General features: G+C 45.9%; 13 protein-coding genes. 3 read left to right on the top strand and 10 right to left on the bottom strand.

What is annotated here, in order from left to right:
- Positions 1–24: 24 nt before the first annotated feature.
- From NNX04_RS20155 to NNX04_RS20145, 3 genes are all read right to left on the bottom strand, one after another.
- Positions 25–2,499, bottom strand: coding sequence for a bifunctional acetate--CoA ligase family protein/GNAT family N-acetyltransferase (locus NNX04_RS20155; RefSeq protein ID WP_261946976.1), 2,475 nt, complete (start codon positions 2,497–2,499; stop codon positions 25–27).
- Between the two features lie 45 nt (positions 2,500–2,544).
- Positions 2,545–3,723 (bottom strand): PilT/PilU family type 4a pilus ATPase, encoded by a 1,179-nt coding sequence (locus tag NNX04_RS20150; protein WP_007644111.1) that lies wholly within the window; start codon positions 3,721–3,723, stop codon positions 2,545–2,547.
- A gap of 96 nt (positions 3,724–3,819) precedes the next feature.
- Positions 3,820–4,170, bottom strand: a complete 351-nt coding sequence (locus tag NNX04_RS20145; RefSeq protein WP_007644113.1) for a RidA family protein — start codon at positions 4,168–4,170, stop codon at positions 3,820–3,822.
- 102 nt (positions 4,171–4,272) lie between these two features.
- Between NNX04_RS20145 and NNX04_RS20140 the strand changes: the two genes are divergently transcribed.
- The 3 genes from NNX04_RS20140 to NNX04_RS20130 all read left to right on the top strand — a co-directional run bounded on the left by NNX04_RS20140 (position 4,273) and on the right by NNX04_RS20130 (position 7,449).
- On the top strand, positions 4,273–5,292 hold the full coding sequence (locus NNX04_RS20140) for a nucleoid-associated protein (RefSeq protein WP_007644116.1): 1,020 nt from the start codon (positions 4,273–4,275) through the stop codon (positions 5,290–5,292).
- Between the two features lie 165 nt (positions 5,293–5,457).
- Positions 5,458–6,042 carry a TetR/AcrR family transcriptional regulator gene (locus tag NNX04_RS20135; protein WP_007644118.1) on the top strand — a complete coding sequence of 195 codons (585 nt, stop codon included), beginning with the start codon at positions 5,458–5,460 and terminating at the stop codon, positions 6,040–6,042.
- A 225-nt stretch (positions 6,043–6,267) separates the two neighbouring features.
- Positions 6,268–7,449, top strand: coding sequence for a lipid A deacylase LpxR family protein (locus NNX04_RS20130; protein ID WP_261946975.1), 1,182 nt, complete (start codon positions 6,268–6,270; stop codon positions 7,447–7,449).
- Between the two features lie 20 nt (positions 7,450–7,469).
- Here the strand turns inward: NNX04_RS20130 and NNX04_RS20125 are convergent, their stop codons facing one another.
- From NNX04_RS20125 to tolQ, 7 genes are all read right to left on the bottom strand, one after another.
- Positions 7,470–8,741, bottom strand: a complete 1,272-nt coding sequence (locus NNX04_RS20125; RefSeq protein WP_261946974.1) for a hypothetical protein — start codon at positions 8,739–8,741, stop codon at positions 7,470–7,472.
- A gap of 614 nt (positions 8,742–9,355) precedes the next feature.
- Positions 9,356–10,078: a YbgF trimerization domain-containing protein gene (locus tag NNX04_RS20120; protein ID WP_261946973.1), complete on the bottom strand. Its 723-nt coding sequence runs from the start codon at positions 10,076–10,078 to the stop codon at positions 9,356–9,358.
- 14 nt (positions 10,079–10,092) lie between these two features.
- Positions 10,093–10,557, bottom strand: coding sequence for a peptidoglycan-associated lipoprotein Pal (gene pal / locus NNX04_RS20115; protein WP_007644123.1), 465 nt, complete (start codon positions 10,555–10,557; stop codon positions 10,093–10,095).
- Between the two features lie 45 nt (positions 10,558–10,602).
- Positions 10,603–11,883 (bottom strand): Tol-Pal system beta propeller repeat protein TolB, encoded by a 1,281-nt coding sequence (gene tolB, locus NNX04_RS20110; RefSeq protein ID WP_151056721.1) that lies wholly within the window; start codon positions 11,881–11,883, stop codon positions 10,603–10,605.
- Entirely contained in the window at positions 11,880–12,722 is an 843-nt protein-coding gene (tolA, locus tag NNX04_RS20105) for a cell envelope integrity protein TolA (protein ID WP_007644126.1), read from the bottom strand. The genes tolB and tolA overlap by 4 nt, the downstream gene beginning before the upstream one ends.
- A gap of 7 nt (positions 12,723–12,729) precedes the next feature.
- Positions 12,730–13,158, bottom strand: a complete 429-nt coding sequence (tolR, locus tag NNX04_RS20100; protein WP_151056719.1) for a protein TolR — start codon at positions 13,156–13,158, stop codon at positions 12,730–12,732.
- Between the two features lie 36 nt (positions 13,159–13,194).
- On the bottom strand, positions 13,195–13,881 hold the full coding sequence (gene tolQ, locus NNX04_RS20095; protein WP_040392784.1) for a protein TolQ: 687 nt from the start codon (positions 13,879–13,881) through the stop codon (positions 13,195–13,197).
- Positions 13,882–13,899 lie beyond the last annotated feature (18 nt).

Genomic DNA, 13,899 nt, shown 5'->3' with positions numbered 1-13,899 from the left:
TAAAACAATCACATCATCGCGATCTTATAAAACCAATACCATATCAATCAAACCTTCATCGCGATTGTACTTCACACTAAATCCCAGCTTGCGCGCCAGGTTAGCCATGCCAGAGTTTTCCAGCATAGTGCAGCCAATTAATTGTTGCGTGCCCTGCCCGCGTGCGTAATCAATCATTTTTTGCAGCATGCGCGAACCCAAACCTATGCCTTTTAAATCGCTGCGAATCGCCATGGCAAATTCAGCAAAGGTATTATCCGGGTCGCGCTGTGCACGCACCACACCTAAAATTTCTTCATTGCCACTCGCGTTTTGCGTAACTGCCACAAACGCCATCTCTCGCTCGTAATCAATTTGGGTAAGCCGCGCCAGTTGTTCATGGGAGAATTGTGGCAGCTCGGCAAAATAACGTTTGTATCTATCCTCCTTGCTTTGCGAGTTATCAAACACCTGTAAATTTAATTCATCTTCCGGGCGAATCGGGCGCAGCAATACACTGCACTCATTGGGCAGCAAAAATATTTCTTCCAACTCTTTTGGATAAGGGCGAATAGCCAGGGGGTAGGGATTTTTTTCAGCGCTGATGTGAATGCTCGCTTCACTTACCACAATATTTTCGCCGGCAACCAATACCGGGTTAATCAACAAACTGCGCAGTGCGGGGTGATCAATGACAATTTGACTTATCTGTGTCAGCAACAAACAAAGTGATGGCATATCCAAGGGAACATACAATTCACGCTCACGAATTTTCCCCTCCGCCAAAGCCTGAATAACCATATAACGTGCAAGCGCCATATTCAACGGTGGCAAAGCGACAACGGCATTGCGGCGAATACTCCAGTGGCTGGCCGCTTCACCCAATAGAATCACCGGGCCAAATACTGGATCAAGCTGCACTTCAACACGCAATGGAAGGGCATTATGCGTTTGTTTAATTGCTGTTTCTGCTGCAGCAACATGATTAGTTGTATTAATGCCGTAATCACTTAAGAGTTGCTGCGTTTCGCTGCTATCGAGGTGAGTGCGTCCCTGCGCTAATACCTGTGCAATAATCTGTTGCGCCAGTTGTGGTTGATAGGGCACTTTGTCGCTAATAGAATCCGGTGTTTCGGATAATAATTTTTGGTTGCGGCGGTACTGCACCATGTGCATAAACGCGCCCACTGCCCCTTCAGGTGTGCGAAAAGACGCTATACCGGCATCGGCAAAACGCAACCGTGCATTTTGTGCGGCATCCTCGCCCATCCAATTGGAAAAAATATTGGGTTTACGTCCGGTGTAATTTTTGTAAGTAGAAATAATTGCATCGGCATACACCTCACCGGGTGTAAGCGCCGAAGGTGCCTGCATAATTAATAAATTATCAACACTGTTGCTCTGTAAAATAACTTGCAATACTTTTTGATAGGTTTCCGGCGAGGCGTCCCCCAGGAGATTAATCGGATTGTTTGCCCTGCCACCGGAGTGAATCAGCGCTTGAATTTGTCCAACCAATTTTTCATCCAACACCGCTAAACGGCCACCGCGCTGCAACAGCGCATCAGTTGCCATGGCACTGGGGCCATTGCCATTGGCAATAATTACCAACTGTTCGCTGTAAATCGGCTTGCCATTCGCCAGGGTTTCTACTGCCGCTAATAATTCGCGTAGATCGCCCACCCGCAACATACCCGCACGCCGAAACGCCGCGTCATATACCGCATCGTTGCCAATTTTTTCAGCGGGCAACCGCGAGGTTAATGCACTGGTTTCGGCATAGCTGCCCGCCTTGATAACCAGAATCGGTTTGTTAAAGGATGCGGCGCGCGCCGCGGACAAAAAGGCGCGACCGTCATAAATAGCATCGATATACAATAAAATTGCCGCCGTTTTTGCATCGCGCCCGAGATAATCCAGCAGCTCATCAAAATCTATATCGACACCTTCGCCCAGCGAAATAAATTGCGAAAAACCAATTCGGCGACGGCGTGCCCAATCCAATAGGGTCACACATACCGCAGAGGATTGTGACACCACCGCAATTTTTCCCGGCGCGGCATTAATGTGGGCATAACTCGCATTTAAACCCAACTCCGGCACCAGAATACCGAGCGAATCCGGGCCGAGAATACGCACGCCCCACTCCTTGGCAATTGCCAACATTTGTTGCTGCAAATTCGTGCCTTGCGCGGTAAATAAATTATCCAACCCCGCCGCAATCACAATCGCATTGCGCGTACCTTTTCGCCCCAACTGCAAAATGATCGCGGGCACCCGTGTCGCACGCGTACAAATAATTGCGAGATCCGGCACTAGGGGTAATTCATCTATTGAGCGATAAGCCAATACACCATTGACCGATTTGTAATGCGGCGAGACTGGCATAATCGGACCATCGAACTGGCCCTGTAACAAATTGCGCATCACTGCATTACCCGGACGATTGGGCTGATTGGAGGCACCAATCACCGCAATCGAATGAGGTTTCAGTAGTTGTTCGATGGTTTTCAGGCTCATTGTGTTTCCTTATTGTTGTTGTTTTTTCTTATTGTTTTTTCTTTTTTATTCCGCGCCATCTTCATCATCTATTTTTTGTAAACTCAATTCACCAAAACCGCTGGGCACCGCACTGGCTGCCTTGACTACCGGCGCCTCTGCAGCTGCGGGAGCAGCACCATCGGTTGCCAGCTTTATGCGCAAACGCAAATTGTTGGGTGAGTCGGCATTGGCTATAGCATCATCAAAACTGATTTTTCCGGCCATATACAATTTAAAAATCGCCCCATCAAATGTTTGCATACCGAGATTTTCAGATTTCTCCATAATCTCTTTAATTTCGGTAAACCGATTTTTAAAAATTAATTCCTGAATTGTTTTGGTGCCGAGCAATACTTCAACTGCCGCGCAGCGTTTACCATCCACAGTGGGCACTAAACGCTGGGAGACAAAAGCGCGCAAGTTTTGCGACAGGCCCATTAATAATTGCGGGCGGCGTTCCTCGGGAAATAAATTCACAATGCGCTCCAGTGCCTGGTTGGCGTTATTGGCGTGCAAGGTGGAAATAGCCAAATGTCCGGTTTCAGCAAATTCCAGCGCGTGTTCCATGGTTTCACGATCACGAATTTCACCAATCAAAATCACATCGGGTGCTTGACGCAGAGTATTTTTAAGTGCCGCTTTGTAGCTGCGAGTATCCACGCCGACTTCGCGCTGATTGATCACACTGCGTTTGTGTTTATGGACAAACTCAACCGGATCCTCAATGGTAATAATATGACCGCCGCTGGACGAATTGCGATGGTCAATCAGTGCTGCCAGCGATGTCGATTTACCCGAGCCGGTGCCACCGACAAACAGCACCAAACCGCGTTTGGTCATAATCACATCTTTTAATACCTCGGGCAGGCCGAGGTCATCAAATTGGGGAATATCAGTTTTAATATTGCGCGCTACAATCGCCACTTCATTGCGTTGTTTAAAAATATTAATGCGGAAGCGACCGACACCGTGAATCGAAATCGCCAGATTCATTTCCAGCTCTTGCGCAAAAATATTGCGCTGCTCCTCATCCATAATGGCATTGGCGATGCGCTCAATTTCACCGGGTTTAAACGGCTCGGAGGTGAGCGGTTTTAATACCCCCTGAAATTTTGCACAGGGTGGTGCACCGGTGCTGAGATATAAATCCGAGCCATCTTTTTTAGCGAGAATATTCAGGTATTGATCGATAGGCGTTGCCATACAAAAGTCCTGTCACAATGAAATTCCTGCCGTTCAGGCAATAGCAAAAGTATAGGCACTAATCGCTAATCAGCCCGATTGATTTTACTCAGCGCTCTATGGCAAAAGTGCAGCAACAAAAGCGATTTCCACCAACATCGCCGGATCGAGCAGTTCCACCTTAATGCAGGCACGCGAAGGTGCGCAGCCCTCAGGCAGCCAAGCCTCCCAAGCCGCATTGAGCGCGGCGATATTTTCTTTATCAGTCAGATAAATAGTGGCCGACAGCAGACGGGTTTTATCGCTGCCAATCGCCGCCAGTGTCAACTCTGCCTGCACCAAAATTTGCGCTATCTGTTCAACCATTGTGCAGCCGGTATTATTGGGCACCTCTACAAAGTGTGCGATGCCATTAAAAATAGTGGCATCTGACCAGCGCGAGGCAGGGTTTAAACGTTGGATCGTCATATCAGTTCCCAATTTCTTGTGTGTGTAAAAAGATTGTGGCGCCTATAATAGCCGCCTTTGCCAAACCCCTCCCATGAATCTATTGATGAAGCGATTACTCTTATGGCCCTAACCTCGATTGTTGCTCACCGTATTTATCGCCACAGCCCCGGTGGCGCATTTGAGTTACAGCTGCGCAGCGAGGTATTTGAACTCAATGGCAAACTCGAAGAGCTGGCCTATGAATTAAAAACCCAATTTATCCGCAAGGGCGGCAAGAGCTACGGCCGCTTCTCCGATGAGCTGGGTGAGTTTCCCCTGCCCGCTTGGTTGCGCGACTGCCGCGAAGAGCGTTTGGGTTTTCTCAGTTTCAGCCACAAAGCCATGCAACAATTCCAACAGGCGCTGGAAAAAGCCGAATCGCTGTTGGATGCCTATATCGTTTTTGTCGAAGAGAAGCTGGAAGTGGGTGATACCTTGAGTGTGTATCTGGTTGAACACCAAAGCGGTTTGTATCTGGATGGAGAACTGGCGCTTGATGAATCACTCTTTCTGGATACCAGCGGCTTTACCCTCGCCGCTAAAATCCAACTGAATGACTGGACTAGTGGTGACTCCACCACCTATTTGACACTGATGCGCGCGCGTAGCGATAAAGATATCGCCGAAGCCTTCACCCACTTTATCGCTTTCACCGATAAGCAGGATATCAAACAGGAAACCGCTGAATTTTTAAAAGTGGTCGATGACTTCAGCAATACACTGGATGAAAGCACCGCCCGCATCACCCGCACCAAGGTAGTTGATTACTGTTTGGAGCAAAATAAAGCCGGCAAGGCGGTGACTATTGCCGATCTATCCACCACCCTTGCAGAAGAAGTAAAAAGCTACGAACCGGAGCGGTTTGTACGCTATGTGGAGAGCACCAAACCCGACATCAAACCCGAATTTATTCCACACGCGGGTCAGATCCGCAGCTATGTCCGTATCAGTGGCCGCAATGATTCACTCAGCATGAGTTTTGCGTCAGATTGTTTGGGGCGCGAGATAGAATATGATCCAGAGCAGGATACCCTCACCATTCGCAATTTACCGCCAGCTCTTAAAGCTCGGTTAATTAAGCATTTGAAAGAAGCGCAGTAATCCGCTCTAATCTGTTGCGTGACTCGCATCACACAACAGACTTCAATCAATGAAAGAACTAATAATAATGATCGCCCAAGCCATAGCACCAAAAGCTCACATCCTATAACCAAATAAACTAACCCATCGCTTGAAAAAGCAGACGACTGGTCATATATTAACACCATGAGTAAACGCGAACTGAAAAAAGATCATCTCCTTGACGCTGGCCTGAAGGTTATGGCTACCCGTGGCTACAATGGCACCAGCATTCAGGACATAGTCAACGCCGCCGATGTACCCAAAGGCTCCTTCTATACCTACTTCAAAAGCAAAGAAGATTTTGCGATTGAAGCACTAGAGAAAGTGACCGAAGAGCGCATGATTCAAAATCGCCACCTACTCAACGACCGCAGTATTCCGCCGCAGGAACGACTTATCCGCTTTTTTGTAGCAAATATTGGCGGCTGTGAGGAAAACCTCAATGGTGGCTGCTTTATTGGCAACATGTGTCAGGAGATGTCGGAATCAAGCGAAGCCATTCGCTTGAAAGTACGGCAGATGCTGCGCAACAGCACACAAGCTATCGAAGATGTGCTGGAAGAAGCGCGGCTCAAAGATGGCCTTGAAAGCCAATTGCCCTCCGCTATTTTGGCAGAATTTTTATTTAATGCCTGGGAGGGTACGGTAATGCGCATGAAAGCATCAAAATGTCGCGAACCGTTAAACGCCTTTTTAACTGTACTACCCGAAATATTTACCAAAAAATAGCTCAAACAGGCGTAAAACTCGCCTGCACATCAAAGCTATAACAAACAGCGTTGTAAGAGCGCTTTTGTCTTCATAAGAATAAGATGACCAGTCGGCTTTTTAACTAATGAGGCAAAGCTTCAATTTAGGCGATTTTTTTCGCCTATTTTTTGGCACAAAAAGAAGACGACTGGTCATTTAATTGATACTAATTTAAATACAGGTAACAAAAAGAAGGAGTTACCAATGAATACTCGCCCCGGTACACAAGCACACCATAAATCATTGGTGTTGGTTCAAGCTGTTGTAATTCAGCTGATTGCACTCAGTCTTTTAATCAGTATTAGCAGTTTCGCCGATGCTAAAACTGATGACTACTTGCGCTCACAACAGCCCGAATGGTTGAAGCTCGCATCCGTAGTTGAGGATGAAAAGCGCCCGCTGCTTCAGCTAGACAACCCTGACATCAACAGGCATCGAAGCTGGGCTTTTGCATTTGACAATGATTTTTTAGTACCCGGTCACAGAGACCAGGACTATACCTATGGCCTGAACTTTACCCAAACGGGTCAATTAGTTGCAGAGAGTAAGTTGGGATTGAACAACTTATTAACCAATATCGATAACTGGCTGGGCAATAAACATGCGTCAATCAGCCAGCAAGAGATTACCAGTCGTGAGATAGGTGCTTTTGGTTTCACTCCAGAAGACATAGCTGTCTCCATCGCAAACCCCGAGGATCGCCCCTACGCAAGTTTGGTGTATCTATCAAATACACGGGAACAAATTGACTTGGTGGAGAATGTCGCGTGGAAAAGCACACTGACCCTTGGCGTTCTTGGACTCGACGTGGTCGGGGAATTGCAAAACCATGTACATAAAGCAGTAGCCGGCAAACAGGCACAGGGTTGGGACAATCAAATCAGTGACGGTGGTGAATTAACCGGTCGTTATGTGCTGGCGCGCCAACAATATTTTGACCAGCTGTCGGATAAGGTTGAGATCAAAAGCACTATTCAAGGATCTATAGGTTACCTGACAGAAGCAAGCTGGGGGCTCAGTTTGCGCGCGGGTCGCATTCACAGCCCTTGGTCATCATTTAACCCTGAATTGGCAAGTTATGGGGAGAAGTCGTCTTATTCAAGCAGTGCAAAAGCAGTTAATGAACGTTATTTCTGGACCGGATTCACCATCAAGGCCCGCGCTTATAACGCATTTTTACAAGGACAATTTCGCAACAGTGCGGTCACGTACGAACACAGTCAATTGCGCCCTTTACTAGTGGAGGCGTGGGCAGGTTACACTTTTGCATTTCAAAATGGTTATCGAATCAGCTATGTAATACGTGGACACAGCTCGGAAATTAAATACGGTGCAGGTGATCGCAGCTTGGTGTGGGGCGGAATTATTGTTGCGCGCAGTATTTAAGACTGCGCACAACAAATCAATCACTTCAATAATGGCGAGTTCAGTGCATCGATATCAGAACCGACCAGCTTTTCAGTTGCCGCGCGTAAATCATAAAAAGAAACTTTGCGTTTTTCCATTAATTGGCGAGTGACATCATCCAAATCATATTTTTTATTACTGCGTTTTTTTATCTCTTTATCGAGCTCATCGAACAGCACCACTGCTCGTGCAGTTACCGGCCCAGTCGATTTACTTTTACGCAAATGTTTTACTTCAGCACCCCATTTCTCCAGACCTTTTATAATTCTTGTGCGACGCGCTTTAGTCATACCATCGGCACGGTAAAGTAATTCAAATGAATAGAACTCTGCCAGACCTTCTGCAATCCAGTCATCATTAGCCGTATCAGTTTCCATTCCAGTAATTCGCGTGACCATATGTGTTAGCTCATGCAGTAAAGGACTTGTGCCATTTTCACTAACAAGCGGCCTATCCGAATGTAAGAACAACGAATTGGACGCAGACAGTCCGCCTCGCCACATTGGATCTGCGGCGCCTACAACCAAGAGTTTTTCTGGCGTTTCCCCGAAGGCTTTTGCAACCTCAGGCCATACAAAATTAAAAAATACTAACGCATCCATACGTCTAAAATTTTCACCTTTGGGGCCACTCACAGCGATCGCTGTTTTGGAAATACTAGCGCGACGGGAGCCTATATCACCCGCAATTATCCAACCAACAGGACGATCAAATCGTCGCTCCGGATTATCAATTTTAAAAATATTACCCTTTTTCCGCGGCCATCCAGTTTCAACACTTTTCCATGAATCGGGAAGAATGAACTCAAGTATCGCAGCAGCATGCGCACCTGGCGCCTCAAATGTATGAATAGCTGGAATCAAATCATCACCGCGAAACAATGCCCACTCTTTAGTTACTCGAGCATCGAATTTACCGGGACTACGCTCATGTGTCAGTTTCACAAAATAAGTTAATCGTGCATTGCCCGAAGGTAACTCCCAGGTAACACGTTTATCTTTTAATGTTAATTTCCCGGTACCGCGAATATCGGAATAGATCGCATGTTTATTTGAAAATTGTATTTTCTTGAGTAGCTCACCCTTATCGACGCTAATTAAAACTGAAGCCCCCTCTCTCTCAGGTTCCAAAGTCACTTGATAACGAAGTTTATATTCAAGCGCGGAATCGCCATCACTTGCAGCATTGGCAACAGAATTAGCCGTAGCAAGCAAACTCCAAAGGACAACCAATGAAAAATACCTTAACGGTATTAAAAATGGTGAAGTCATGTATTGAACCCCCATAAACCTAAAAAACAGTGCAAAAAAACATTCATGCACTTTACCCGAATCAGATTACTCAGCCTAACAAAAACAACCTTAACAGAGACCTAATTGATTACACGACTGTCAGTTTATGCCGACTTGCTCTGTAGTCATTTTCCTACAAACATTTGCGAGATTTGTGACTATTTCGAACCTCAACCTAAGGGCATAATGATTTCACAGGGAAGAGAGAAGGGAGTCGTAAGTCAAAAAGGAAATCGTTTGCAGGATGCAAACAAATACCAGTTGATGGAATCAGCTCACACGGATGATAAAGGATTAATGTCACTACAAGGAGTAACTTACTGAGCACGGGGTAGGCTATGGATAAAGCTGAAGTCCCACCAACTCATCCACTACAGGAAGGAGTCACAGAAGTAGCAATGGACAGTGGAATTGAGCTTTCAGCAGGAGGCTGAGGCAAACGAGAGGGAACGTTTGCTGCAGTTCAATACTGGATACACAATGGGGATTTCCGAAAGGAAATCCCCTTTCTTTTAGAGGGATAAATTAAACAATTGATTGACAGACAAAGCTATAAATAAGGAGAACGCTGATATTTTATAGCTATTAATATTTTAAAAGTTATCACTAATAAATTTTGAGGCCAATCTGGCAGCATCGGTGTTCCCAGCGGCAAGCTGACTTAATAACGACTTAGCTTTAACCTTATCACCCATCAGGAAATATACCTTTCCTAAATCCAATTGGGCATCAGGTACTTTTGCAGCGGAAGGAAAATTTGCGATCAAATCCGTGAACCAGGATTTTGCTTGAGGATAATCTTTTTTTAGCATTGCGATTTTACCAAGCCAATAATGACTATTACTTGCAAAATCACCGCTAGGAAAACGGGTTAAGTGATCCTTGAACGCACTTTCTGCACCAGTAAAATCTTTTTGATTCAATAAATCATAAGCTGCTTTATAAACATCAGCTTCACTGGCATTGCCATCAACAACAGAAGCAGAGGGCGAAACAAGAGGCTCATCCGAAGGGGCTGGTGCAGCTGATTGCGAACCACCGGATATCCGACGATCCAAATCAATATAATTATCTAGCTGTAATTGCTTGAGCTGCTTAAGCTCATAGGCTTGCTCTTCAACAAGGCCACGCAAGGTAGCTATTTCTTCTTGCAGAGAGCGAATTTGAGAGTAAACGTCAGATTCAGCGGAGGCAGGCATATTGGGTTGAGCCACCCCAGAGCCAAAGCCCTGAGGTGAAGACTCAACAACCCGTACTTGTGCCTGTAGGACTGGAGCCGAAGCTATTAAGGCAACAGCAATCAGATTTTTAAGCATACGGGTTTAGACTCTTAGTACTTAACTTCTACGCGACGGTTTTGAGCCCAAGAGGCTTCATCACTACCGGTAGCAGCTGGTTGTTCTTCGCCGAAGCTTACAACTTCCAGAGAAGAACCGTTAACGCCTTGAGTCACGAGGAAATCGCGAACAGCGTTAGCACGTTTTTCGCCCAGAGCCATGTTGTATTCACGCGAACCGCGCTCATCAGCGTGACCTTCCAAACGCACAGCAACTGAAGCACCTTTCAGTTTGTCAGCATGAGCCAACAAAACAGCACGGCTTTCAGCGGTCAAAGCGTATTGATCGAAGTCAAAGTAAACAACATTTGACAAAGTAGCTTCTGTAGCGCTGGTGTCAGTTACTGCAGTACCAGTAGTTGGAGCTTCGGTAGTTGCGTTGTCGCTGCTTGAACAGCCAACCAGGAAAGACATAACAACAGCCAAAGTAAGACCTTGCTTGATTGCCTTGGTGATCATGTGTGTGTAACTCCAATGAAGTTTTGATCTAGTTTGAACGGGGATTTAGTTAAAGAATGGCGACCATGCGGGTTCCCGCACATCACCCTGTTTTGGGGGCTGGAGGATTTTGACACGCGCATCCAAGGACACGGCCGCCAATACTCCTTTACCACCAGAACGAGTCGCATACATCAGCATAGCGCCATTGGGCGCTATAGTAGGTGATTCATCAAGGTTTGTCTCGGACAAAATACGTAAATTTCCAGATTTTATATCCTGTGCAGCAATATGATGTGTGGTACCTGGACGCTTGTTTAACATAACAAGGCTTTTGCCGTCAGGAGAAACCCGTGCACGTGCATTATAGTCACCATCAAAGGTAACTCGCTCCTGCTGCATACTAGCCAAATGAACCTGATAAATTTGTGGCTTACCACCTCTGTCCGAAGTGAAAAAGAGTGATGCGCCATCCGCCGACCAACTAGGTTCATGATCGATTGCAAAATGATTAGTTACCCGTGTCAATTGTCGGGTTAGCACATTCATTACGTAGATTTCGGGATTACCGTCTTTTGATAAAGCCATTGCCAATTTTTGGCCATCAGGCGACCACGCAGGAGCACCATTGAGACCTCGAAAATTGGTCATTTGTTGACGGCGGCCAGTTGCTATGTCTTGAATATAAATTGCGGGTTTATTGTCTGCCTCAAAGGATACATAGGCGACGCGCTGACCATTAGGTGACCATACAGGGGATAACAAGGGAAAGCGCGACTCAAGTAACAACCTGGAACGAAAACCATCAATATCGGAAATCATCAGTCGATACTTTTGCGGTTGCTTGAATGCCTCTACATAAATTAATTTAGTGGAAAAAATACCGCGGATTCCAGTGATAGTTTCATAAACCTTGTCGCTGATATGATGCGCCATATCACGCAATTGGGCAGAGGAACCATCTACCGTAAGCTTGGCAAATACGCGTTTTTGCTGCACCACATCAAACAACTCATAACTTGCGTAATAACGGCCTGCCTGTTGAGTGACAGAGCCAATTAACAAGTATTCTGCCCCTAATGCCTTCCAATCTCGATAGTGAACTTCTGTTTCAGCGCGAGGGAACGATAACATACGCTCGGGTGAGGTAGCCTCAAACTGTCCTGAAAACTCCAGATCATTACCAACAATTTTGGCGATATCTTCAGGTAATTTTCCACCCGCCCATGCAAAAGGGACCACAGCAATTTTTGTGGGATTATCCACTCCCTTAGTAACACGCAAATTTAATTGTGCTTGGGCTAAGCCAGTCACAAAAATAAGGCACAGCAATAAATAACGTTTCACGACCTTAAGTCCTCTGGGCTGAATGTAAATCTGAATACACGAAAATACTTTTCAAAAATGTCAGGGGGAATCTGCATAGCCTCTGTGAAACGATCAACCCTTTTCACAGCCTGTTCCGCCGAGCGGTCAAAAGCGGGATCACCACTACTCCTGACAACACGCAAACCAGTGACGATACCGTTAGGAAGCATATTTACTTCCAACACCACCTCAAGACCATTTCTTGCAGAGGGTGGGCGACTCCAATTTTGCTGTACACGCTCAATCAGCATTTCTTCATAGCTTTTAGTATTGGCATCGTCATTAGTATCACTAATGTGTTTTGCTTCCTTCTGCAAAGCTGCCTGAACTCGTCGCTGCTCCTCCTGAGCTTCTTGTTCGCGCTTGGTCTTTTTAGCTGCCTCTGCTTTTTGTTTAGCTAATTCATCTGCCTTGCGTTTTTTTTCTGCCGCCTCCTTTTCTGCTTTCGCTTTTGCGATTTTTGCCTGTTCCTCTTTAACTTTTTGCTGTTTTACCTTTTCTGCTTCTGCAGCTTTAGCCTCCTGCTCTTTTTTCTGCTGCACGAGAGCCTCAGCTTCTTTACGGCGCTGCTCATCCTGTTTTTTGTTGTTTTTTAAATCTTCATAAGCCTTTGAGTCCAATACTTGTTCTTTGGTTTGTTGTGGTGCCGCTTTTGCCTTTGGCTTCAGATCAACCAAAGTAGCTGTGACATAATGGGGCTTATAGGGTTCCGGTTCTTTTTTAAAAAAGTTCCAATCACCTAAAAATAAAACCAACAACAATGTGTGCAGCGAGACACTTAGAAATACGGGAAGTGAAAATGATTTTTCCAGTCTCATAAAAAACCTAACGCGGAGGCTCCGTAATCAAACCCACCGAAGGTGCTCCTGCCAACTTCAACTCACCCATCAAGGTAACAACGACACCGTACTCAACTTTTTTATCCCCTTGAACAAAAACCAGAGTGTTGGGTTTTTCCGCCAGAACTTTGCTTACAATAGATTTGATCTCGGCAAGTGGGCGAGCCTGTTCTGGATCACCACCCAAATCGATGTAATAGCTACCATCGGCTTTTACGGATACCGTAATTGGCTCGTCATCTTTTGACTCAACTGGTTCTGATGCGGCCTGTGGCAATTCAACTTTTATCCCCTGGGTCATCATGGGTGCGGCAATCATAAAGACAATCAGCAATACCAACATGACGTCAATAAGCGGAACCACATTGATTTCCGCCTTAAGTTTCTTTTTTACCGGTGGACCAAATCCAGACATGTTTTTAACCTGTTACCCAATCAACGTGACGCAGTATTATTTACTGTGAACCTGGCGATGCAGAATGGCTGAAAATTCTTCAGCAAAGGTTTGATAATTACTCATCAAATTTTCAGCGCGTGCCGAGAATTTGTTGTAAGCCAAGACCGCCGGAATTGCGGCAAACAACCCCATCGCGGTGGCGATCAATGCTTCGGCAATACCAGGGGCAACGGTTGCAAGACTAGGCTGACCAGCATTAGCGATATTTAGGAAGGACACCATAATGCCCCACACAGTACCAAACAAACCAATATAGGGGCTAACTGAAGCCACGCTGGCAAGGAATGGCAGATTCTCCTCCAGTTTTTCATGTTCGCGGGCAAGTGCAACGCGCATGGCACGCATTGAGCCCTCCATAATTGCATCCGAGTCGGCGCCAGCCTGCTGACGCAAACGAGTAAACTCTTTAAACCCGGCGCGAAAAATACTTTCAATACTCTCTACCGCTTCATTGCGGCTATTGCCTTGGCGATAGAGTTGATTCAAATCGATACCAGACCAAAATTGCTTTTCAAAATACACAAACGCGGCAGATGCTTTGCGTTGGTATACCTCGCGCTGAAAAATCATGACCCAGGAAATGACTGATGCCAAAAATAGAATCACCATCACCATTTGCACTAAAAAACTGGCCTCAAGCATGAGGTGCAGGATCGACAGACTTTGATTAGCTTCCGACATAAATATGTTTAACTCTTA

The organism is Cellvibrio sp. QJXJ (genome assembly GCF_024452345.1).
Taxonomy (GTDB): domain Bacteria; phylum Pseudomonadota; class Gammaproteobacteria; order Pseudomonadales; family Cellvibrionaceae; genus Cellvibrio.
This window is presented reverse-complemented; position numbering and strand designations above follow the sequence as displayed.

Bases quoted from the DNA above. Each gene is read 5' to 3' on its own strand.
- NNX04_RS20155 (WP_261946976.1), bottom strand. From the start codon at position 2,499: ATGAGCCTGAAAACCATCGAACAACTACTGAAACCTCATTCGATTGCG.
- NNX04_RS20150 (WP_007644111.1), bottom strand. From the start codon at position 3,723: ATGGCAACGCCTATCGATCAATACCTGAATATTCTCGCTAAAAAAGAT.
- NNX04_RS20145 (WP_007644113.1), bottom strand. From the start codon at position 4,170: ATGACGATCCAACGTTTAAACCCTGCCTCGCGCTGGTCAGATGCCACT.
- NNX04_RS20140 (WP_007644116.1), top strand. From the start codon at position 4,273: ATGGCCCTAACCTCGATTGTTGCTCACCGTATTTATCGCCACAGCCCC.
- NNX04_RS20135 (WP_007644118.1), top strand. From the start codon at position 5,458: ATGAGTAAACGCGAACTGAAAAAAGATCATCTCCTTGACGCTGGCCTG.
- NNX04_RS20130 (WP_261946975.1), top strand. From the start codon at position 6,268: ATGAATACTCGCCCCGGTACACAAGCACACCATAAATCATTGGTGTTG.
- NNX04_RS20125 (WP_261946974.1), bottom strand. From the start codon at position 8,741: ATGACTTCACCATTTTTAATACCGTTAAGGTATTTTTCATTGGTTGTC.
- NNX04_RS20120 (WP_261946973.1), bottom strand. From the start codon at position 10,078: ATGCTTAAAAATCTGATTGCTGTTGCCTTAATAGCTTCGGCTCCAGTC.
- pal (WP_007644123.1), bottom strand. From the start codon at position 10,557: ATGATCACCAAGGCAATCAAGCAAGGTCTTACTTTGGCTGTTGTTATG.
- tolA (WP_007644126.1), bottom strand. From the start codon at position 12,722: ATGAGACTGGAAAAATCATTTTCACTTCCCGTATTTCTAAGTGTCTCG.
- tolR (WP_151056719.1), bottom strand. From the start codon at position 13,158: ATGTCTGGATTTGGTCCACCGGTAAAAAAGAAACTTAAGGCGGAAATC.
- tolQ (WP_040392784.1), bottom strand. From the start codon at position 13,881: ATGTCGGAAGCTAATCAAAGTCTGTCGATCCTGCACCTCATGCTTGAG.